Origin of the sequence: Allobosea sp. BE125 (assembly GCF_031456075.1) — a bacterium.
Classification (GTDB): Bacteria; Pseudomonadota; Alphaproteobacteria; order Rhizobiales; family Beijerinckiaceae; genus Allobosea.
On sequence record NZ_JAVDTY010000004.1, the window covers coordinates 1 to 20,342 of the forward strand.

Annotated in this window: 18 protein-coding genes; 12 read left to right on the forward strand and 6 right to left on the reverse strand. The window is 66.2% G+C overall.

Annotated elements, in window-relative coordinates; all coding sequences use genetic code 11:
• Nucleotides 1–399: 399 nt before the first annotated feature.
• Complete coding sequence (locus J2Y55_RS10790) at nucleotides 400–1,539, reverse strand: citrate synthase family protein (RefSeq protein ID WP_310152076.1); 1,140 nt, start codon at nucleotides 1,537–1,539, stop codon at nucleotides 400–402.
• Nucleotides 1,540–1,636: 97 nt separating this feature from the next.
• On the opposite strand from J2Y55_RS10790, the gene J2Y55_RS10795 reads away from it, so the two are divergent.
• Nucleotides 1,637–2,716, forward strand: a complete 1,080-nt coding sequence (locus tag J2Y55_RS10795; RefSeq protein ID WP_310152079.1) for a citrate synthase/methylcitrate synthase — start codon at nucleotides 1,637–1,639, stop codon at nucleotides 2,714–2,716.
• A gap of 273 nt (nucleotides 2,717–2,989) precedes the next feature.
• Here the strand turns inward: J2Y55_RS10795 and J2Y55_RS10800 are convergent, their stop codons facing one another.
• Nucleotides 2,990–3,907 (reverse strand): LysR family transcriptional regulator, encoded by a 918-nt coding sequence (locus tag J2Y55_RS10800; RefSeq protein ID WP_310152082.1) that lies wholly within the window; start codon nucleotides 3,905–3,907, stop codon nucleotides 2,990–2,992.
• A gap of 104 nt (nucleotides 3,908–4,011) precedes the next feature.
• Here J2Y55_RS10800 and J2Y55_RS10805 point away from each other — a divergent pair, with 104 nt between their 5' ends.
• Nucleotides 4,012–5,175 carry a mandelate racemase/muconate lactonizing enzyme family protein gene (locus tag J2Y55_RS10805; protein WP_310152085.1) on the forward strand — a complete coding sequence of 388 codons (1,164 nt, stop codon included), beginning with the start codon at nucleotides 4,012–4,014 and terminating at the stop codon, nucleotides 5,173–5,175.
• Between the two features lie 111 nt (nucleotides 5,176–5,286).
• On the opposite strand, the gene J2Y55_RS10810 is transcribed toward J2Y55_RS10805, so the two are convergent.
• The 3 genes from J2Y55_RS10810 to J2Y55_RS10820 all read right to left on the reverse strand — a co-directional run bounded on the left by J2Y55_RS10810 (nucleotide 5,287) and on the right by J2Y55_RS10820 (nucleotide 8,723).
• The gene (locus J2Y55_RS10810) at nucleotides 5,287–6,936 is read right to left on the reverse strand and encodes an OpgD/OpgG family glucan biosynthesis protein (protein ID WP_310152088.1); all 1,650 of its coding nucleotides are present in this window, start codon (nucleotides 6,934–6,936) and stop codon (nucleotides 5,287–5,289) included.
• A gap of 44 nt (nucleotides 6,937–6,980) precedes the next feature.
• Entirely contained in the window at nucleotides 6,981–7,247 is a 267-nt protein-coding gene (locus tag J2Y55_RS10815; protein WP_310152091.1) for a hypothetical protein, read from the reverse strand.
• A gap of 507 nt (nucleotides 7,248–7,754) precedes the next feature.
• Nucleotides 7,755–8,723 (reverse strand): threonine ammonia-lyase, encoded by a 969-nt coding sequence (locus J2Y55_RS10820; RefSeq protein ID WP_310152094.1) that lies wholly within the window; start codon nucleotides 8,721–8,723, stop codon nucleotides 7,755–7,757.
• Nucleotides 8,724–8,892: 169 nt separating this feature from the next.
• Between J2Y55_RS10820 and argE the strand changes: the two genes are divergently transcribed.
• The 6 genes from argE (at nucleotide 8,893) to J2Y55_RS10850 (ending at nucleotide 16,027) form a co-directional block, all read left to right on the forward strand.
• Nucleotides 8,893–10,044, forward strand: a complete 1,152-nt coding sequence (gene argE, locus J2Y55_RS10825) for an acetylornithine deacetylase (protein WP_310152096.1) — start codon at nucleotides 8,893–8,895, stop codon at nucleotides 10,042–10,044.
• A gap of 262 nt (nucleotides 10,045–10,306) precedes the next feature.
• Nucleotides 10,307–11,896 (forward strand): ABC transporter substrate-binding protein, encoded by a 1,590-nt coding sequence (locus J2Y55_RS10830; RefSeq protein ID WP_310152099.1) that lies wholly within the window; start codon nucleotides 10,307–10,309, stop codon nucleotides 11,894–11,896.
• Between the two features lie 151 nt (nucleotides 11,897–12,047).
• Nucleotides 12,048–13,025, forward strand: a complete 978-nt coding sequence (locus tag J2Y55_RS10835) for an ABC transporter permease (RefSeq protein WP_310152102.1) — start codon at nucleotides 12,048–12,050, stop codon at nucleotides 13,023–13,025.
• Nucleotides 13,026–13,045: 20 nt separating this feature from the next.
• Nucleotides 13,046–13,987, forward strand: a complete 942-nt coding sequence (locus J2Y55_RS10840) for an ABC transporter permease (protein WP_310152104.1) — start codon at nucleotides 13,046–13,048, stop codon at nucleotides 13,985–13,987.
• Between the two features lie 37 nt (nucleotides 13,988–14,024).
• On the forward strand, nucleotides 14,025–15,023 hold the full coding sequence (locus J2Y55_RS10845) for an ABC transporter ATP-binding protein (RefSeq protein WP_310152106.1): 999 nt from the start codon (nucleotides 14,025–14,027) through the stop codon (nucleotides 15,021–15,023).
• Nucleotides 15,020–16,027: an ABC transporter ATP-binding protein gene (locus J2Y55_RS10850; RefSeq protein ID WP_310152108.1), complete on the forward strand. Its 1,008-nt coding sequence runs from the start codon at nucleotides 15,020–15,022 to the stop codon at nucleotides 16,025–16,027. Before J2Y55_RS10845 ends, J2Y55_RS10850 begins: the two co-directional genes overlap by 4 nt.
• 65 nt (nucleotides 16,028–16,092) lie before the next feature.
• Here J2Y55_RS10850 and J2Y55_RS10855 read toward each other — a convergent pair whose 3' ends face one another.
• The gene (locus tag J2Y55_RS10855) at nucleotides 16,093–17,355 is read right to left on the reverse strand and encodes a peptide ABC transporter permease (protein ID WP_310152110.1); all 1,263 of its coding nucleotides are present in this window, start codon (nucleotides 17,353–17,355) and stop codon (nucleotides 16,093–16,095) included.
• A gap of 211 nt (nucleotides 17,356–17,566) precedes the next feature.
• Between J2Y55_RS10855 and J2Y55_RS10860 the strand changes: the two genes are divergently transcribed.
• Genes J2Y55_RS10860 through mobA form a run of 4 tightly spaced genes read left to right on the forward strand, consistent with a single transcriptional unit; the run spans nucleotide 17,567 to nucleotide 20,180 of the window.
• On the forward strand, nucleotides 17,567–18,082 hold the full coding sequence (locus J2Y55_RS10860) for a DUF2478 domain-containing protein (protein ID WP_310152113.1): 516 nt from the start codon (nucleotides 17,567–17,569) through the stop codon (nucleotides 18,080–18,082).
• Nucleotides 18,083–18,116: 34 nt separating this feature from the next.
• On the forward strand, nucleotides 18,117–18,998 hold the full coding sequence (locus tag J2Y55_RS10865; RefSeq protein WP_310153302.1) for a formate dehydrogenase accessory sulfurtransferase FdhD: 882 nt from the start codon (nucleotides 18,117–18,119) through the stop codon (nucleotides 18,996–18,998).
• Nucleotides 18,991–19,542: a YdbT family protein gene (locus tag J2Y55_RS10870; RefSeq protein WP_310152116.1), complete on the forward strand. Its 552-nt coding sequence runs from the start codon at nucleotides 18,991–18,993 to the stop codon at nucleotides 19,540–19,542. Before J2Y55_RS10865 ends, J2Y55_RS10870 begins: the two co-directional genes overlap by 8 nt.
• Nucleotides 19,539–20,180 carry a molybdenum cofactor guanylyltransferase MobA gene (mobA, locus tag J2Y55_RS10875; RefSeq protein WP_310152119.1) on the forward strand — a complete coding sequence of 214 codons (642 nt, stop codon included), beginning with the start codon at nucleotides 19,539–19,541 and terminating at the stop codon, nucleotides 20,178–20,180. Before J2Y55_RS10870 ends, mobA begins: the two co-directional genes overlap by 4 nt.
• Nucleotides 20,181–20,342: the final 162 nt, after the last annotated feature.

Here is a 20,342-nt window from a genome sequence, read left to right on the forward strand (position 1 = left end):
CCCTGATCTGCCTCGCCTACAACGTCAAGAAAGCCGCCAGACTGGCCGCCTGAAGCCGCAAGCGCCGCGCCTCGGGCAAGTCCAGCCTCACATCCTGCTCCCGACAAACCATCCGCTCACTTTCCACAAGCGCCAAAAAGACCGGTTACGCAAAGCTCTCCGTAGGGAGAGGGCAGGGTGAGGGGTCGGCCGTTTGACGTTTTGGCCGTGCGCCAACCGCTGCCACGCTGCGAGGCTTCCACGTGACTGGTCCAGGGGCCTACACCTCACCCCTGCCCCTCTCACTGAACTCGGGCCTGCCCGAGTTCAGCACTCAAAGTGTTGAAGTCGGGTAGACCCGACTTCAATGCAGGAGAGGGGTTCCCCGCGCCTCCTGGAAGAAGGGTAGAACCCGCCCACTCATCCCGGTTCCGGGCCGATATAGCGGGCGCGGGGGCGGATCAGGCGTCCGGTCTGGAACTGTTCGAGCGCATGGGCGATCCAGCCGGTGCAGCGCGCCGTCGCAAAGATCTGGAACGGCGCATCCTCGGGAAGCGCCAGGACTTCGGCCAGGGCTGTGAGCGCGAAATCGATATTCGGCGGCGCGCCGGTGATCGCCTCGATGGCGAGGCGGACCTCCTCATAGTGAGCCGGCAGGGCGAAAACCGCCATCAGCGCCCGCGCCCGCGGATCGCCCTCCGGATAGATCGGATGCCCGAAGCCCGGGATCGGCACGCCGAGCGTCAGGCGCGCGCGGATCGCGGATTCGATGCCGTCGCGCCGGCATTCTCCGAGCAAAGCGCGCACGCGCGGCGCCATGCCGCCATGCAAGGGGCCAGACAGCGCTGACAGCCCAGCCAAAGCGCAGGCGGCGAGCGAGGCATGGGTCGAGGCGGTGACGCGGACAGCGAAGGTCGAGGCGTTCAATTCGTGATCGGCGAGCAGGACGAGGCTGCGGCGGATGAGATCGGCGCCGGTCGCGTCGCAGGCCCAGGCTGTTGCGAGGCGCTCATGGATCGGCCCATTGCCCGAGCCGCCGGCGACGGCGTCGACGAGCGCATCGAGGACGGCTGCCGCCTCGAAATAGAGCGATTTCAAGGTTCGGCCGCCAATCACCGGATCGCTGGCGGCACGGGCCGCCATCGCCGCGAACATGCGCTGATTGCCGCTGCCGGGTGCGATCGCGTTGCATTGTGTCGGGAAGCGCGCATCGCCGCAGGCCCAGAGCAGGCGCGCGACATCCTCGAGCCGCGCCGTCTGCGCCAGGGCCTCGGCGTCCCGCCCCCGATACCAGAGGCGGCCATGGGCGATCGTGGTGATGCTCGAGGCCAGGACGGGCTCCCCCCAGGCGATCGTGTCCTCCGCGATTGCTGCATTGCGTCGGCCGCGCGCCTTGCGATGCTCCAGCCGCGAGACATCCGCCGCGCGATAGAGGCTGCGTCGCGGCTCCTCAGGGTCTTCCTTCGCTTCAATGCGGCCGCGGCTGACATAGGCGTAGAGCGTCTGCGGCTTGAGCCGCAAACGGGTCATCACCTCCTGCGCCGTCAGCCAGTCATTCATCTCGATACATTGAATCTCGATATGTTGATTATATTGTTCAAGATTGATTATGTTGCATCGCAGCGCGATCCTCAAGGCCTTGTTGATGGAGGATCCGATGTCGGATGGACTTGATGATGTTGTCGCTGCGGAGACGGTTCTGTCGGATGTCGATGGGGCTGCCGGCCGCCTGATCATTCGCGGCCATCTCCTCGACGATCTTGCCGGCCGCACCAGCTTTGCCGAGGCCGCCGAGCTTCTGCTGGACGGCTTCTTCGAGGATTTGCCGCGCGGCGCGGCCTTCGCGGCGGCGCTCGGCCAGAGCAGGCTCGACGTCTTTCGCGAGGTTGCGGGCCTCGACGCTGAACTCGTGCGGCGGACCCCAATCGAGGCGATGCGCGCGCTGACGGCGCGATTGGCGGATGGCGACGATGTCGCCACCGCGCTGCGATTGATGGCGGCGCCGGCGGTCTTCACGCCCGCTGTCATCCGGATGCAGCGCCACCAGGCGCCGGTCGCGCCCGATCCGGCGTTGCCCCATGCCGCCGATATCCTGCGGATGATGCGCGGCGAGGCCGTCGACCCGGCGCAGGCCGCCGCGCTCGATACCTATCTCGTGACGGTCTGCGATCATGGCCTCAACGCCTCGACCTTCGCGGCGCGCGTCGTCGCCTCGACGCGGGCCGGTTTGACCTCCGCCGTCCTGGCCGGAGTAAGCGCCTTGAAGGGGCCGCTGCATGGCGGCGCGCCGGGGCCGGTCATCGAGATGCTCGACGAGATCGGCGAGGCCAGCAACGCCCGGGCCTGGCTCGAGGCGGCGCTGCAGCGCGGCGACCGATTGATGGGCTTCGGCCATCGCATCTACCGCGTGCGCGATCCCCGTGCCGATGCGCTGAAGCGTGCGATCCGCAGGCTCGATCCGAATTCCGGCCGCCTCGCCTATGCGGAGGCGGTCGAAGCCGCGGCTCTTGCGATCCTGCGCGAACGCAAGCCCGCCCGCTCGCTGCAGACCAATGTCGAGTTCTACACGGCGCTCCTGCTGGAAGCCTTGGCCTTCCCCCCGGAGAGTTTCACCTGCGTCTTCGCCATGGGCCGGGTCATCGGCTGGATCGCCCATGCGCAGGAGCAGCTCGCAGGAGGACGGCTCATCCGCCCGAAATCGACCTATATCGGCCCCGAGCCGAGGCAGGCCGCCTGAGGGTGGAGGGAGGCTTCCCTGGTCGGTACGGGCGCGGGGAACCCCTCTCCCGGATGGGAGAGGGGCAGGGGTGAGGGCAGGCCAGACAACCAGATCACGCAAGCGGTTCCGCATCGTCTCTGACGCTATCGGGATGGAGCCGGCGCAGCGGCTCCGTCGCGCCCCCATGATCGGCGGCACATCCTCATCCCTACCCTTCTCCCATCCGGGAGAAGGGTTGCCCGGGCTCTTTCCGGTACGTTCGGCACGGGCGACCACAGGCGGGAACCCCGCTCACTTCGCCTGCAGGCTCGCCCATAATTCGTCGGCGGCGTCGTTGCGGCAATCGGGGCTGCGGAAGAGCCGGATCTCGATGGGGATGTCGAAACGCTCGGGCCCGGCCCGGACCAGGCGGGCGCGGGCGAGGTCCTCTTCCGCCAGGGTGAGCGGAAGCCAGGCGATGCCATGCCCGTCCCGCGCCATGGTCAGCAAGGTCGCGGCCAGATGCGAGGTGAAGACGGTCGCCATGCCGGCAGCGTCGCGCGCCAGCGCCGTGTCCTGCGCGAGCGCCATTTGGGCCAAGAGGATGCGGCCGAGCCCGGAGGCCTGGCTATAGGCGAGGAGCCGCGCCGGCCGCTCGCCCGTTCCCGGGAGCGGCCAGAGGGGGCGCCCCTCGGCATCCGGCGCGCTAAATGGCACCAGCACGTCGTTTCCCACCCGGATGCTTGGGAAGCGCTCGGCTTCGAAGCGCGTCGGCGTCTGCGCATGATGGTGGCAAAGCAGGAAATGCACCTCGCCGCCCAGCATGATCTGCTCGCAAGCCTCCAGGCTGTCCGAGATCAGGTTGAGCGTGCCGAGCGCCTCGAAGCGCATGTGCCGACGTATCCAGCTGGGGAAAAAGGTGAAGGAGAGCGCATGCGTCGCCGCGATCGACAGCGCTCCTCTCTCGCGCTCGCCGACGGCCCTGGTCTCGCGCTGCAGGTGCTGCAGGCTGCGCAGCAGGTCCTGGGCGAGGGGCTGGAAATAGGCGCCGGCCGGGGTCAGCGTCGCGCCCTGGGCGCTGCGCAGGAACAGCGGCACGCCGATCCAGTCCTCGAGCGCGCGGATGCGCCGGCTGAAGGCCGGCTGCGTGACGTTTCGAACCTCGGCCGCGCGCGAAAAACTCTTTTGCTCGGCCAGCGCCAGGAAGTCCTTCAGCCAATCCAGATCCATGATGCCGCTCGTGCATGGGGTGAACCGATCTTGGCATTGGCCGACCGGCAGAGGCCAGACATACAGGACGGGGTATCGCCAGCCAGCCCCGCAGGGAGAGCGCCATGCGCATCGTCGATGTCCGCGAAATCACCAAGCCGATCGCCTCGCCGATCCGCAACGCCTATATCGACTTCTCCAAGATGACGACGAGCCTCGTGGCGGTGGTGACCGATGTGATCCGCGACGGGCGGCGCGTGGTCGGCTACGGCTTCAATTCGAACGGCCGTTACGGCCAGGGCGGCCTTATCCGCGAGCGCTTTCGCGGCCGCATCCTCGAAGCGGCCCCCGAGAGCCTGGTCAATCAGAGCGGCGACAATCTCGATCCCCACAAGATCTGGGCGACGATGATGACGAATGAGAAGCCGGGCGGCCATGGCGAGCGTTCGGTGGCGGTCGGCACGCTCGACATGGCCGTCTGGGACGCTGTCGCCAAGATCGCGGGCAAGCCGCTGTTTCGCCTCCTGGCGGAGCGGAAAGGCCGCGAAGCGAATCCTCGGGTCTTCGTCTACGCGGCGGGCGGCTACTACTACCCGGGCAAGGATGACAGTGCCCTGCGGGCCGAGATGCGCGGCTATCTCGACCGCGGCTACACTGTCGTGAAGATGAAGATCGGCGGCGCTGGCCTCAGTGAGGATCGGCGTCGCATCGAGGCGGTGCTGGCCGAGATCGGCTCGCAGGCTCAGCTCGCCGTCGATGCGAATGGGCGTTTCGACCTGGAGACCGGCATCGCCTACGCCAAGATGCTGCGCCAGTATCCGCTGTTCTGGTACGAGGAGGTCGGCGATCCCCTCGACTATGCCCTGCAGGCGGCTCTCTCCGAGTTCTATCCCGGCCCGATGGCGACGGGCGAGAACCTGTTCTCGCATCAGGATGCTCGCAATCTCCTGCGCTATGGCGGGATGCGGCCCGATCGCGACTGGCTGCAATTCGACTGCGCCCTGTCCTATGGCCTCGTCGAATATCTGCGGACCCTCGATGTGCTCGCGCAGTTCGGCTGGTCGCCGTCGCGTTGCATCCCGCATGGCGGCCACCAGATGTCGCTCAACATCGCGGCCGGCCTCGGGCTCGGCGGCAATGAGAGCTATCCCGACCTGTTCCAGCCCTATGGCGGGTTTCCCGACAGCGTTCGCGTCGAGAACGGCCATATCGTGATGCCGGAGCTTCCCGGCATCGGGTTCGAGGGCAAGTCCGACCTGATCAAGGTCATGCGCGAACTGGCGGAGTGAGGGAGCGGGTCCGGCGGGCGAGCTGGGGCTGGTAAGGACTCACTGGAACCACACCGTCATTCCGGGCTCGATCCTTCGGATCGCCCCGGAATGACGGCGGCATCAGCACAATCAATCCTTGCTGACGACCGTTGGGCTTGAAGGCGCAGTCGCCACCTTCGACATCGACCAGGAGCTCGTCCAGGTTTCTGTGAGGGTGCGGGATCGCGATTTCAGGAAGAGGCGCAGTTCGGCGGATTCGCCGGCGGGCAATGTCGCGTCGACGATGGCGCGGAAGCCTTTCGCGGCCGGGTTCGCATCGACGATCGTCGCGGTGATCGCCCCCGCCGTGGTCGATGCGACGATTTCGACGCGCTTGGGATCGGACAGGTAGTATTCGAGATCGCCATCGGTGAAATCGACGATGAAACGCTTCTTGCCGACGTCCTTGGCTCCGCTATCCTCGGTGTTCGAGCCGTCGAAGCTGTTACGGACCTGCCCGTAAGGGTGCAGAGCCTTCGTCGTCGAGAGCGCCGAGATGCGATAGCTGAACTGCCTGGCTTTCCTGGGTTCGAGCGGGGTGCTCGGGGTCCAGCAGGCGACGATGTTGTCGAAGGCTTCGCCGGTGGTCGGAATCTCGATGAGATCGACGCGCCCCTCGCCCCAGTCGCCGGCGGGCTCGACCCAATATCCCGGCCGCGCATGGTACTGCGCTTCGAGATCCTGATAGTGGCCGAATTCACGGTCGCGCTGCATCAGGCCGAAGCCGCGCGGATTGTTGTCGCCAAAGCTCGAGATCCGCAGCGATTTCGGATTCCGGATCGGCCGCCAGACCCATTCGCCGCCACCGGTCTTGAGCATGAGCCCGTCGGAATCGTGGATTTCGGGCCGGAAATCGGTGCGCTGGCCGAGATCGCCTTCGCCGGCGAGGAACATCGAGGTGAGGGGGGCGATGCCGATGCGGGGGATTTTTACGCGCGGGATAATCGTCGCCGTCACGGCAACGCTGGTCTGCTGTCCCGGCGTGACGACGAACCGATACGCGCCGGCGACGGAGGGCGAATCCAGCAAGGCGTAGATCACGAGATCGGTGCTTTCGCGCGTCGGCTCCTCCAGCCAGAGCGCCCTGAAGAACGGAAACTCCTCCGGCTGCTCGCCACCGACATCCAGCGCCAGCCCACGCGCGGACAGACCATAGCGATGGCCGCGCCCGATCAGGCGAAAATAGCTCGCGCCGAGAAAGGCGATCAACTCGTCCTGCACGTTCAGGGCATTCAGCGTCGTCGTCACGGCAAAACCGGCGAAGCCCAGCGCCGGCGAAAGCTGCTTGGGAACGGGAACCTTGCCGTATTCGAACAGACCGGTCGTGAAGGCGAGCGGGATGGCGCTGCCATCCCTAATGACGTGCAATTGCACCGGCTTGTCGTGGAGAAACCCGAGATGGAAGGGATGGAGGCGGTAGTCTGAGCCGCCATCCCGCCAGAACGCCTTGTCCCTGCGGAAGCGGATCTCCCGGTAGCTGTCGTAAGTCAGCTTCGACAGTTCCGGCGGGATCGTCAGCCCCTCGGCATCGAAGGCGCGCTCGCCCAGCGCCCGCGCCTGTTCGACGACGTCGTCATAGCTGAAGGGCCGGCCGCCCGGCGATGCCGGAGGCGCGGCGGCGCCGGGCCTGGCTGTGGCGAACAGGGCTGATGATGCGAGCATGGCCAGGGCCGTGCGGCGCGAAGGAAGCTGCACGGCCTGGTGATCGGGCGCCATGGCATGCGCGCTCTCCGCAGCCATCGATGCGTCTCCTGGTCGGATCATGCCGGTGCGGCGACAGTCAGTCATGGCGTGTAGGGTGACGGAACGATCACACGTATCTTACGGACGGGGGCAATCTCGGTTTTCGTTTCGACGGCTTGCGGAGAGGGCTTTTCCAGAGGCTGGGCGAGAACCGGATCGATCTCTGGCTTTTCGCCCAGGACGACGGAAACCCGCGTGTTGGCACCCGCCGGGCGTTGAGCTTGCGCATGAGCCTGCTCCGCAGCAGTCAAGCCCGCAGCGACCATCATCGCCGCCAGCGCTCCAGCAAATCTAATTCGCGTTTTCATTGTCGATCCGCCCAGTGATGCCTTGTGCATCGTGAACCGGTCAGCCGCGCTAATGTTCCTTTGTCCCGGGCGGTCCGAGGTGTCGGAGTCCGTAATTGCGAGGAGTGGTTTCGATCAGTTGCGGACCAAAGCATCGAGTTGGCCGAAATTCGGATTCCGACGCGCCCTGCCTTCGAACTAGCGCCTAGAAGTAAACCACCAAAATCCAAGGCAGCTGACAGCCGTGATGAACATCAGAATCTTGCTGCCGACCGGTGCATTATTCGCCGCATGCACCATCCAGCTTTGCCACTGCCCCGACTTGTGGGCGAGCCAGAACATAAAGACGCAGATCACAACGAGGGCCGCGATAAGTAAGATCGTCATTTGACCTTAGCCGCCCCACCTTGCCGAGCTTAATAGGTGTGCGTCATTCGCGGGGCTCGGCATGTCCGCTCCCCACGCCACAGCTGCCATCGCAGGCAATCCAGCTGAATGGCCGGGTCGACCCAAAGCTAGCGCCTGATCTCACACCCCGAACTGCGTGCGCCAGGCGGCGATGTCCTCCAGCGCGACATTCGAGCCGCAGAGCACGAGGCCGACGCGCTCGCCCGGCTTGAACTTGTCCTTGCTCGCGATCGCGGCGGCGACGACGCAGGCCGCCGCCGGCTCGAGCAGGACGCGGCCGTTCTGCAGCACCCAGAAGATCTCGCGCACCGCCTCGCTATCGGGCACGACGACGATGTCCTCCAGGAATTGCCGCGCGGCGGCCATCGTCCGCTCCGTCGCGAAGGGGGCGTTCAGCGTGCGGGCGATCGAGGTCGGGCGCAACGGCACCGGCTTTCCCGCCGCAAGCGCCTGCGTCATCGTCGTGGCGCCTTCGGTCTCGACGCCATGGATGCGCACGGCCGGGTCGAGCCCTTTCAGCGCCGCGCCGACGCCGGCCGAGAAGCCGCCGCCGCCGATCGAGATGAAGACATGGTCGAGCCGCCCGCTGGCGTCGCTGGCGAGTTCGAGCCCGAGCGAGCCATGGCCGGCTATGATGGCGGGATCGTCGAAGGAGTGGATGTTGGTCATGCCCTTGGCGGCATAGTCCGCCGCCTTGGCGAAGGCCTCGATCGCGTCCTCGCAGAGCTCGACCTCGCCGCCGGCGCCCTTTGTCAGCGCGATGTTCAGGGGCGCAACGTCCTTCGGCATCAGCACCAGCGCCCGCGTGCCCATTGCGCTGGCGACCATCGAGACGGCGATGGCGTGGTTGCCGCCCGAGACCGTGACGACGCCGCGCGCAAGCTCCGCCTCGCTCAGGCCCATCAGCTTGTTGAAGCAGCCGCGCACCTTGAACGAGCCGCCAAGCTGCAGCGCCTCGACCTTGACCACGGTCTCGACCCCGAGCCGGGCCGACAGGCCCGCGCTGTGATAGGTCGGGGTGCGCCTGATCTTGCCGGCGATCCGGGTCGCGGCAGCCTGGATGTCTGCGAGGGTGACGTCGAAATTCATGGGCATCCGCCTTTTTGCTGGGCTGCTGCCGTTATAGGCGATCAGCGGCTGCGGGCGAGGGGGCATTTGCAGGTCGCTCACGCGCACCGCGCGATTGACCCGGCGCTCCAGCGGCGTAGCCTGCCGGCACGAAACCTGCCTCTCGCCCGACCTTTGGAGACTGTGACCCGTGACCCTGACGCCCAAGGAGATGCTCGCCAAACTGGTTTCGTTCAACACGGAATCGCAGCGCAGCAATCTCGAGCTGATCCATTTCTGCCGCGACTATCTCACCGCGCTCGGCGTCGAGAGCACGCTGGTGCCCAGCGAGGACGGAGAGAAGGCCAATCTCTATGCGACGGTCGGGCCGAAGGTTGAGGGCGGCGTCGTGCTGTCGGGCCATACCGATGTCGTGCCGGTCGAAGGCCAGGACTGGACCTCCGATCCCTGGACGCTGACCGAGCGTGACGGCAAGCTCTATGGCCGCGGCGCCTGCGACATGAAGGGGTTCGACGCCATCGCGCTCGCCCTCGTGCCGGAGATGCTGCAGGCGCCGCTGAAGCGCCCGGTCCATATCGCCTTGTCCTATGACGAGGAGGTCGGCTGCCTGGGCGCGCGCATCCTGGTCGAGGCGATGGCGGCGGCCGGCATCAAGCCCGCGGCGGTGATCGTCGGCGAGCCCTCGATGATGCAGGTCGTCACCGGCCACAAGGGCGGCACCCGGATGCGCACCACGGTGAAGGGCCACGCCGTCCACTCCAGCCGCGTCGATGTCGGCGTGCCCGCCGTGATGATCGCGGGCAAGCTGATCGAATGGCACAACCAGACCATGGCGGAGAACAAGGCGCGGGCGAGCAACGAGAACCCCTTCGAACCGCCCTACAGCACCTTGCATGTCGGCGTCGTCCAGGGCGGCACCGCGGTCAACATCACCGCCGAGCATTGCGTCTTCAGCCATGAGGTCCGCGTCGTTCCCGGCGATGAGGGCGTCGATTTCGTCGGGCGCTATAAGGCCAGGGTCGCCGAGATCGAAGCCGAGATGAAGGCGATCGCGCCCGAGACGGGCATCACCGTCGAGATCACCTCCGCCACGCCGCCGCTCGGCCCGGAGAAGGACGGCGCGGCCGAGGCGCTGTCGCGCCGCCTGACCGGCGACAATGGCAGCCATGTCGTCGCCTATGGCACCGAGGGCGGCCTGTTCCAGGGCGCGGGCTGGTCGACCGTGGTCTGCGGCCCCGGCGACATCGCCCAGGCGCATCAGCCCGATGAGTTCATCACGATAGCCCAGCTCGAGGCCGGCACGGCTTTCGTGCGCGGCCTTATCGCCGATCTCTCGCGCTGATTGTAGTCGCGCCGGTCCAAGGCACGGCGATTGCATCGCTGGTGACGCAAGGATGATGGCCGGGGCGCTCGAATAAAAGTTCAATCTGGAACGAAAAGGCGGCGTCAAGCTGGACGCCGCTGCCAGAGCGTCTCTAAGCTGTCGTCTTCTGCGATTGTCCGCCAACGCATGTGGACGGTCGAAAAAGCCGCTCCCGGGAGGGGTGGGCGTCTTGGAGCTCCGGTTCCATTCGGAGCTCTCAACCAAAGGGGAGCAACCGGTCATGTCGTTCAAGACGAATTGCCTTGCCGCCGTGGCGGGCCTGGCGCTGATGTGCGGCGCGGTCCAGGCGCAGACCTTGCGCTACGCCAACCAGGGCGAGCTCAAATCGCTCGATCCCTACACCGTCAACGAGACGACGACGCATGCCCATCTCGGCCACCCCTATGAGGGGCTGATCCGGCGCGGCAAGAACCTCGAGATCCTGCCCGGTCTCGCCGAGAAATGGGAGGTCTCGGCCGACGGCCTGACCTGGCGCTTCTTCCTGCGCAAGGGCGTGAAGTTCCATGGCGGCGAGGATTTCACCGCCGAGGACGTGGTGTTCTCGGCCGATCGTTCGCGCGCGCCGGGCTCCAACGTCCAGACCCGCGTCCCCACCGGCGCCAAGGTCGTCAAGATCGACGACTACACCGTCGACTTCCAACTGCCCTCGCCCAACCCGATCCTGCATTACCAGTGGGACACCTGGTACATCATGTCGAAGAAATGGGCCGAGGCGAACAACTCGACCCAGCCGACGCCGGCCAACGCCACCACCCCGACCTTCGCCTCGCTCAACGCCAACGGCACCGGCGCCTTCAAGGTCGAGAGCCATCAGCCGGGCGTCAAGACCGTCTACAAGGTCAACGAGAACTGGTGGAACAAGAGCCCGGAGCACAATCTCAAGGAGATCATCTTCACGCCGATCGCCTCTGATGCGACCAGGGTCGCGGCGCTGCTGTCGGGCGAGGTCGACGTGATCGAGCCGGTGCCGATCCAGGACATCCAGCGCGTCAACGCCTCCGGCAACGCCCAGGTGCTGACCGGGCCGGAACTGCGCACGATCTTCCTCGGCATGGACCAGACCCGCGACGAATTGCTGGAGTCGAGCGTCAAGGGCAAGAACCCGTTCAAGGATGTCAGGGTCCGCCAGGCCTTCTATCAGGCGATCGACATCGAGACGATCAAGAGCCGCGTCATGCGCGGCCTGTCGACGCCATCGCCGCTGATGATCGCGCCGGAACTCTTCCCTAGCACCGGCTTCACCCGCGCCAAATTCGACAGCGCCGCCGCCAAGAAGCTGCTGGTCGATGCGGGCTATCCCGACGGTTTCGAGCTCGGCATGGACTGCCCCAATGATCGCTACGTCAATGACGGCGCGATCTGCCAGGCTGTCGTCGGCATGCTCGCCCGCATCGGCGTCAAGGTGAACCTCAACGCCCAGCCCAAGGGTCAGTATTTCGGCAAGGTGCTGAAGCCCGGCGGCTACAAGACCTCGTTCTATCTGCTCGGCTGGACGCCCGGCACCAGCGACGCCCACAACGTGCTCTTCGACATCATGGGCTGCCGCGACAACCCCGACTCCTCGCGTGGCGAGTCCAATGTCGGGGGCTACTGCAACAAGAAGCTGGACGCGCTGACCGACAAGATCCTGGTCGAGGCGGACAAGGCCAAGCGCGACGCGATGATCCGCGAGGCCTTCCAGCTCTCGATCGACGATTTCGGCTACATCCCGCTGCACCAGCAGGCGCTGGCCTGGGGCGTGTCGAAGAAGGTCAAGCTGCCGCAGCGCGCCGACAATGCGGTGAACTTCCAATACGCCATCAAGGAGTGAACGGGAGCGCGTTGTCGCGCATCGCTGCCGCCCCACCCCGTCATTGCGAGCGTAGCGAAGCAACCCAGAAGGGTCTCGCTCTACGGTTCCTGGATTGCTTCGTCGCTCCGCTCCTCGCAATGCCGGGGAGCGCGTTCCCTGTAAGGCGTTCATGCTCGCTTTCATCCTGCGCCGGCTCTTCCAGTCGCTCATCGTCATGTTGAGCGTGGCGCTGATCGCCTTTGCGATGTTCCGCTTCGTCGGCGATCCGGTGAATCAGATCGTCTCGATCGACACGCCTCAGGCCCAGGTCGCCGAGATCAGGCGCTCGCTTGGGCTCGACGATGCCTTCCTCGTTCAGTTCGGTCGCTACATCTACAATGCGGCGCGGCTCGAATTCGGCGTGTCCTATCAGTTCCGCTTGCCGGTGATCTCGCTTCTGGGCGAACGCGCCCCGGCGACGCTGGAGCTCGCCTTCTGCTCGGCGCTGTTCTCGCTCGCGGTCGGCATTCCCATGGGCGTCTATACGGCGCTGAGGCGCGAAAGCCCGCTCGCCAAGCTCTTCCAGGCGGTCTCGCTTGTCGGCATCAGCCTGCCGACCTTCCTGATCGGCATCCTGCTGATCTATCTGTTCTCGGTGACTTTGGGCTGGCTGCCGTCCTTCGGCCGCGGCGAGGTCGTCAAGATCGGTTCCTGGTGGACGACCGGGCTCCTGACCAGCTCGGGGCTGAAGGCGCTGATCCTGCCCTCGGTTACGCTCGGCCTGTTCCAGATGACGCTCATCATGCGGCTCGTCCGGGCCGAGATGCTGGAGGTGCTGCGCGCCGACTACATCAAATTCGCCCGGGCGCGGGGCTTGAAGACCAGCGCCATCCATTTCGGCCATGCCCTGAAGAACACGCTGGTGCCGGTCATCACCATCGCCGGCCTGCAGCTCGGCTCGATCATTGCTTTCGCCATCATCACCGAGACCGTGTTCCAGTGGCCTGGCATGGGCCAGCTCTTCCTGCGCTCGGTGCAGAACGTCGATATCCCGATCATGGCAGCCTATCTGATGCTGATCTCCTTTCTGTTCGTCAGCATCAATCTCGCGGTCGACCTGCTCTATGCGCTGGTCGATCCGCGCCTGCGCGCCACGGTCGGCGTGTGAGGGACGGGGAGGGCGAGAGAATGAGCACGATCCCGCCACCAACTGCTGCCCCCTCGCGCTGGCGCCGTTTTCGCGACAGCGACATCCTGGCGAGCTTCCTGAAATCGAAGGTGACGATGGTCGCGGGCCTCGTCGTGCTGCTGCTCTTCCTCGGTGCGGCCTTCTCGCCCTGGCTCGCGCCGACCAATCCGTTCGATCCTGCGACCGTCTTCCTGGCGGATTCGATGATCCCGCCCGCCTGGCAGGATGGCGGCGAGGCGCGGTTCATTCTCGGCACCGACGACCAGGGCCGCGACCTCTATTCCGCGATCCTCTACGGCATGCGCGTCTCGCTGGTCGTCGGCGGGCTCGGCTGCCTCCTGGCGGCGTCGATCGGCATCACGCTGGGGCTGCTCGCGGGCTATCTCGGCGGCCGCACCGACGCGCTCATCATGCGCATCGCCGATGTCCAGCTCACCTTCCCGGCGATCCTGATCGCGCTGCTGATCGATGGTGTCGTGCGCGGCGTCTTCCCGAAGGCCTCGCGCGAGGACACCGCGATCTATGTGCTGGTGATCTCGATCGGCCTGAGCTTCTGGGTGCAATATGCCCGCACCATTCGCGGTTCGACGCTGATCGAGCGCAACAAGGACTATGTCATGGCGGCCCGCCTCGTGGGACTGCCGGCGCCCCTGATCATGCTGCGCCATGTCCTGCCCAACGTCATCGGGCCGGTGCTGGTCATCCTGACGATCAATCTCGCGCTCGCGGTGATCACCGAGGCAACCTTGTCCTTTCTCGGTGTCGGCCTGCCGGCGACGCAGCCCTCGCTCGGGACGCTGATCTCGATCGGCAACAAATACCTGTTCTCGGGCGATTGGTGGATCGTGACCTTTCCAAGCGTGACGCTGGCGGCGCTGGTGCTGGCGGTCAACCTGCTCGGCGACTGGCTGCGCGACGCTCTCAATCCAAGGCTGAGGTGATCATGGCCCCATGCAGCCGCTCGCGTCCGGAGGCCAGATGACCGTCCCCATCCTCTCCGTCCGCGACCTCACGGTCGAATTCATGGCGCGGCGCGGCACGCTGCGGGCGCTCGACGCCATCTCCTTCGACATCGCACGCGGCGAGGTGCTTGGCGTCGTCGGTGAATCCGGCGCTGGCAAGTCGGTCACCGGCTCGGCCATCATCGGCCTGATCGACCCTCCCGGCCGCATCGCCGGCGGCGAGGTGGTTCTGTCGGGCGAGCGTATCGACAATCTGCCGCCCGACGCCATGCGCAAGGTCCGGGGCAAGCGCATCGGCATGATCTTCCAGGATCCGCTGACGAGCCTGAATCCGCTCTACCGCATCAGCACGCAATTGATCGAGACGATCCGCACCCATACCGATCTCGACGCGGTCGACGCCCGCAAGCGCGCCATCGCCCTGCTCGACGAGGTTGGCATTCCCGCGCCCGAGCGCCGCATCGACGGCTACCCGCACGAGTTCTCCGGCGGCATGCGCCAGCGCGTGGTGATCGCGCTTGCGCTCTGCGCCGAGCCCGAATTCATCATCGCCGACGAGCCGACGACGGCGCTCGACGTCTCCGTGCAGGCGCAGATCATCGCGCTGATCAAGCGGCTCTGTCAGGAGCGCGGCACCTCGGTGATGCTCGTCACCCACGATATGGGCGTCATCGCCGAGACCGCCGACCGGGTCGCGGTGATGTATGCCGGGCGCATCGTCGAGATCGGCCCGGTGCGCGACGTCGTCAAGCAGCCGCTGCATCCCTACGCCAAGGGGCTGATGGGAGCGATACCGTCGCTCGAGGGCGATGCCGAGCGCCTGGTGCAGATCCCGGGCACGATGCCGCGTCTCCAAGCGATCCCGCCGGGCTGCGCCTTCAACCCACGTTGCGAGAAGGCGTTCGCGCGCTGCCATGTCGAGCGGCCGGAGCTGGTCCAGCTCGGCGACCGCAAGGTCGCCTGCCATCTCTATGACCAGCCGCTATCGCGGGAGAAGGCGGGGATCGCAGCATGAGCCAAGGCCCCCCTGAGCGCCCCTTCGTCCAGGTCCGCGACCTGCGCCGCATTTTCGACGTCTCGAAGCCCTGGCTCAACCGCGTGCTGGAGCGCGCGCCGCGGCAATATCTCAAGGCCGTCGACGGCGTTTCCTTCGATATTCGCCGGGGCGAGACCTTTGCCTTGGTCGGCGAGTCCGGTTCGGGAAAATCGACCGTCGCGCGCATGGTTGTCGGCCTGCTGCCGCCTTCGGACGGCACGGTCTCGATCGCCGGCATCTCGATGAACGACGTCAATGTGGCGCAGGAGCGCCAGCGCCTGCGCCGGCGCATCCAGATGATCTTCCAGGATCCCTATGCCAGCCTCAACCCGCGCTGGCGCGTCGGGCGGATCATCGCCGAGCCGATCCGCGCCTTCGGCATCGTCCATGGCGAGGCGGACATCACCGGCCGCGTCGGAGAATTGCTGACGCTGGTTGGCCTGCATCCCGACGATGCCGGGAAATTCCCGCATGAATTCTCCGGCGGCCAGCGCCAGCGCATCGCGATCGCCCGCGCGCTCGCCTCCAATGCCGAGTTCATCGTCTGCGACGAGCCGACATCGGCGCTCGACGTCTCGGTCCAGGCCCAGATCCTCAATCTGATGCGCGATCTGCAGCAGAGATTCGGGCTGACTTATCTGTTCATCTCGCACAACCTCGCGGTCGTCAGGCACATGGCGACGCGCATCGGCGTGATGTATCTCGGCCGCCTCGTCGAGGTCTCGGAGGGCAAGCAGCTCTTCTCGCATCCCCGCCATCCCTATACGCGCATGCTGCTCGACGCGGTGCCCGACCTCGCCATGGTCGGCAAGGCGCGCGAGGGCGTGAAGGGCGAGATCCCGAACCCGATCAGCCCGCCCTCGGGCTGCACCTTCCATCCGCGCTGCCCATTGGTCTTCGAGCGCTGCCGCCTCGAGAACCCGCCGGTGATCGACGGGGTGGCCTGCCACGCGGTTAATCAGGACCGCATTGCTGCGGCTTGAACCGAGATATTCCGTACGGGCTCTCTCGTCATTGCGAGCGCTTCGCAATGAAGATTGAAGCCGGCTCAGTTCTCGGGAGCGGGCGCCAGGGGCCTGTCGTTCTTGCGCCGGTTCTGCACGTTGGCCGGCAAGGGCGCGACCGGCCGCTCGGTGCGGTATTGCCCGCGCGCGATCGCCGCAAACAGCAGGACCACCGCCGCCAGGGTCATCAGCCACCAGGGCTGTAGCGTCGCGAAGCCGAGCGCGGTCAGCGCGAAGGCGGTCGTATAGGCCGCGACCCCGCCCGCCGCCAGCGCGACCGGCATGTGGCGGGCGGCGCGGATGGCGAAATACAGGCAGGCCGCCGCCGCAGCAGCTCCGACGATGCCGAGTTCGTACCAGGTCTCGAAGAGCAACGTCGTCGGCGTCGTCGTCGGCAGGGCGCCGGTCACGCGGCTGCGCAGGACCGTGTCGAGCCCGTGGCCGGTGATCAACTGAACCGGCTCGCGGCCGACGACATCGGCCCAGACGCCGAGCGCCTGCACGAAGTCGCTGGTGCTCTCGGGAAAGCGCGAGACGATCGGGATCAGCAGGAAGGGCAGGATCGGCGCGAGCAGCATGACGCCGCCGATCAGCGCAGCGATGATCGGGATAGCCTTCTCGCGATTGGCGCTGACGGCGCCGAAGGCGACCGCGCCGCAGATCATTGCGACGGCCTCGCCATCCTCGAAGCGCGTCAGCGCGAGCAGGCCGACGACGAGGGCAAGCCCCAGCGCACTCAAGCCGCGGGCGCGCGACAAAAGCCAGGCCAGCGCCGGCCAGGCCATGATCAGCACGACGCTGATACCGCGCTCGACGCTGCCGATCTCCGCGTCGGAGCGGCGCAGCGCCGCCACGACGATGAGCGCGAGCGCGAAGATGGCGGCCAGGCCCGTGCCGAGCGCCGCGAGATTGAGGTTGGAGGCGCGCATGCGCTCGGGCAGCGCGGAGGTGCCGCAGAAGCCGAGCGTGACCGCGAGCACAAGATTGCCGGCCTTCTCCGTCGCCGAGGAGGTATAGGGGCTCCAGATCAGCGAGAGCACCGACCAGGCGACGAGGCCGACCAGAATCATGCCGGGCCGGCTCAGCAAGGCGCGCTTGAGCGTGCCGGTGAACCAGCCGGGCTCCTCGACCAGGGAGGAGATGACGAGCAGGACGACGCCGATCGGCACGAGCACGACCGCGGCGCGACGCGACACCAGCGACGCCAATGGCAGCGCGAGCGCCAGCGTCGCGAAGCCGATCCGGCGTAGCAGCACGGCGGCGTCCACGGCGGGGTCGCGAGGTCCTTGAGCATTACGGCGGATCATGACGATAAACCAGCAGCCAGCCTCATCCGGAAAAAGCGCCGGACATCAACCTGTCCGCACCCTAGCGGGCCACCGGGCATGCGGCTGTAGGTGCGGCGCAACACTATGCCGTCATCTCGGCCGCCATCTCGAAAGCCGGCTCCGTTGACTTGGTCGCTCCTGCGACGAAAGCACGCTGGCCTTGGACGGGCCTTTCGTGGGATGAATCGGCATGACTTTGCTCGCGGCCATTCCCTATTCCCAGGGCTTCCCGATCGACGGCTTCATGGCCGGTCTCGCGCGGCGCCTGAAGGATCGCGGCGTCAGGCTCGGCGGCGTCGTGCAGCTCAACACGGATGACTGCGAGAGCGGTTGCGCGGCGATGATGCTCGAGGATCTCGCCAGTGGTCGGCATTTTCCGATCAGCGAGGATCGCGGCGCTGGCTCTGCCGGTTGCAGGCTCGACGCGACTGGGCTTGCAGCCGCCGGCGGCGCGATGGCGTCGGCGCTGGCTGGTGGGGCCGAGCTCGTGATCGTCAACAAATTCGGCCGGCAGGAGATGCTCGGCCAGGGCTTGCGGCAGGAGATCGCCGCCGCCTTGCTGGCCGGCCTGCCGCTGCTCATCGCTGTTCGCCGCGATTTCCTGCCTGCCTGGCGCGATTTCGCCGGCGAGGATTGGGTCGAGCTCGCGCCCGAGGAGGCTGTCGTCGAGGCCTGGGCCGTCGCGCAAGCGCGCATCGCGGCCTGACGAACCCGCCGGAGCAAGCGCCGTGGCGCAGGATATGAGCTTTCTCGACGATTACCTGGTGCGCCCGGACCCCGCCGCGCCGCGCCTGGGCGCGACCGTTTCCGGCATCGACCAGACGGGGGCGACCGTCGAGACCCGCGTCGTCACGGAGCGAGCGCTGACGCTCTATCTGAACGCCCAGGAGATCGTCACCATGATGACGATCGGCGATCACCCCGACTATCTCGCGCTCGGCTATCTCCTGAACCAGAACATGCTGAAGCGCGGCGATGTCGTCGAGGCGGTCGATTATGACGAAGAGCTCGAAGTCGTGGTGGTGCGCACGCCGGAGCGCACCAATTTCGAGGCGAAGCTGAAGAAGAAGACGCTGACCTCCGGCTGCGCCCAGGGCACCGCTTTCGGCGACCTGATGGAGGCGATCGACGAGATCAAGCTGCCGAAGGCGCAATTGCGCACGAGCTGGCTCTACGCGCTGACCCGCAAGATCAACACCACGCCCTCGCTCTATCTCGAGGCCGGCGCGATCCATGGCTGCGTGCTCTGCGAGGCCGACAGGCCGCTGGTCTATATGGAGGATGTCGGCCGCCATAATGCCGTCGACAAGGTCGCCGGCTGGATGTTCAGGCACGATGTCGATCCCGGCAGGATGATCTTCTACACCACCGGCCGGCTGACTTCGGAAATGGTGATCAAGACCGTGCGCATGGGCATCCCCGTGCTGGTCTCGCGCTCCGGCTTCACCGAATGGGGCGTCGAGCTTGCCCGCAAGGCCGGGCTGACCCTGATCGGCCGGGCGCGCGGCAAGCGCTTCGTGGCGCTCGCCGGCGAGGGCAACATCGTCTTCGACCAGGATCCCGAGAGCGTCGAGGAGGAGGGCGGCAAGAGCCGGCGCAAGGGGGCGGAGCGTGATGACTGAGCTGAAGCCGGATAGGGGCATGCCTTGGTGCCCGGCTCATTTGCTCGAGCCCGGCGAGACAGCAATCTGGTGGGGGCGGCCGAATCTGGTTCGCTATATGCTCCGACAGAACATCTGGCTGGTTGCCCCCATGGTGTTATGCTTTTCCGTGCCGATAGGCGTGGCGATGATCTGGTTGCTGAGAAACACGACCGGTTGGCTGCTTGTCGGAGGAGCATTGTTCTCATTCATCGTCGCATATTTATTTTGGGCGAGTTTCCTCGGCTTGGCTGACAAATATCGCAATGAGGTGAAGAGTATGGCGTATCTGCTCACCGACAGGCGCGCAATTATTGAAAAGCCGTCGGGTATTGTCAGTATTGCGCACGCGTCGGTTAAGTTCATCGACCTTGAGGCTGGAGCATCTGGGAAGGGTAACGTGCTCTTCCATGAGTACTGGGTCGATGGTGGGGAAGGGCGAAGCCTCGTCAGCGACGGCTTTATCGGCATAGCCAATGCGGACGCTGTCGCTCGCGAGATGAGCCGGCTGAAAGCCGCCACATGACGCCACCTACCCTCGGCCTGCTCCTCGCCGGCGGCCTTGCGCGACGCATGGGCGGCGGCGACAAGCCGCTGCGGACGATCGCGGGCAGGACCATTCTCGCACATGTCGTCGAGCGGTTCGGCCCGCAATGCGAGAGCCTGCTGATCAACGCCAATGGCGATCCGGCGCGCTTTTCCGATTATGGCCTGCCGGTCGTCGCCGACAGCGTGCCGGATTTCGCCGGCCCGCTCGCCGGCATCCTCGCCGGGCTCGACTGGATGGCGAAGCACCGGCCCGGATCGAGCTGGATGGTCAGCGTCGCCGCCGACACGCCCTTTATCCCGCGCGACCTCGTCGCCCGTCTGCACCTCGCCCGCGCGGAGCTGAATGTTCCGCTCGCCTGTGCGGCATCGGGCGGCTGGACGCATCCCGTCATCGGGCTCTGGCCGCTGGCGCTGCGCGAGGAACTGCGCCATGCGCTGACCGTCGAGGACGAGCGCAAGATCGACCGCTGGACGGCGCGCCACGGTTGCGCCGGCGCGGAATGGCCGGTCGATCCCGTCGATCCGTTCTTCAACGCCAACCGGCCGGAGGATCTGACTGAGGCCGAGCGGCTTTTCGTGAGCCTGAACGACAGGGACCTTCCACCCTCATCCTGAGGAGCCGTGAAGCGGCGTCTCGAAGGATGCTCCTCGGGGTGAGCGCTGCCGGAGGCTGGGCTTTACCGCCCTTCGGCCTGCTTGATACAAGCCGCGCCGCTCGCTATCTCTCCTGGGAATAAGGACAGCTTATCGCTGCCGAGCCTTTCGCTGCTGAGTCTT

Coding starts and splice junctions, on each gene's coding strand:
- J2Y55_RS10790 (WP_310152076.1), bottom strand. CDS start 1,539: ATGAATGACTGGCTGACGGCGCAGGAGGTGATGACCCGTTTGCGGCTC.
- J2Y55_RS10795 (WP_310152079.1), top strand. CDS start 1,637: ATGTCGGATGGACTTGATGATGTTGTCGCTGCGGAGACGGTTCTGTCG.
- J2Y55_RS10800 (WP_310152082.1), bottom strand. CDS start 3,907: ATGGATCTGGATTGGCTGAAGGACTTCCTGGCGCTGGCCGAGCAAAAG.
- J2Y55_RS10805 (WP_310152085.1), top strand. CDS start 4,012: ATGCGCATCGTCGATGTCCGCGAAATCACCAAGCCGATCGCCTCGCCG.
- J2Y55_RS10810 (WP_310152088.1), bottom strand. CDS start 6,936: ATGGCTGCGGAGAGCGCGCATGCCATGGCGCCCGATCACCAGGCCGTG.
- J2Y55_RS10815 (WP_310152091.1), bottom strand. CDS start 7,247: ATGAAAACGCGAATTAGATTTGCTGGAGCGCTGGCGGCGATGATGGTC.
- J2Y55_RS10820 (WP_310152094.1), bottom strand. CDS start 8,723: ATGAATTTCGACGTCACCCTCGCAGACATCCAGGCTGCCGCGACCCGG.
- J2Y55_RS10830 (WP_310152099.1), top strand. CDS start 10,307: ATGTCGTTCAAGACGAATTGCCTTGCCGCCGTGGCGGGCCTGGCGCTG.
- J2Y55_RS10835 (WP_310152102.1), top strand. CDS start 12,048: ATGCTCGCTTTCATCCTGCGCCGGCTCTTCCAGTCGCTCATCGTCATG.
- J2Y55_RS10840 (WP_310152104.1), top strand. CDS start 13,046: ATGAGCACGATCCCGCCACCAACTGCTGCCCCCTCGCGCTGGCGCCGT.
- J2Y55_RS10845 (WP_310152106.1), top strand. CDS start 14,025: ATGACCGTCCCCATCCTCTCCGTCCGCGACCTCACGGTCGAATTCATG.
- J2Y55_RS10850 (WP_310152108.1), top strand. CDS start 15,020: ATGAGCCAAGGCCCCCCTGAGCGCCCCTTCGTCCAGGTCCGCGACCTG.
- J2Y55_RS10855 (WP_310152110.1), bottom strand. CDS start 17,355: ATGATCCGCCGTAATGCTCAAGGACCTCGCGACCCCGCCGTGGACGCC.
- J2Y55_RS10860 (WP_310152113.1), top strand. CDS start 17,567: ATGACTTTGCTCGCGGCCATTCCCTATTCCCAGGGCTTCCCGATCGAC.
- J2Y55_RS10865 (WP_310153302.1), top strand. CDS start 18,117: ATGAGCTTTCTCGACGATTACCTGGTGCGCCCGGACCCCGCCGCGCCG.
- J2Y55_RS10870 (WP_310152116.1), top strand. CDS start 18,991: ATGACTGAGCTGAAGCCGGATAGGGGCATGCCTTGGTGCCCGGCTCAT.
- mobA (WP_310152119.1), top strand. CDS start 19,539: ATGACGCCACCTACCCTCGGCCTGCTCCTCGCCGGCGGCCTTGCGCGA.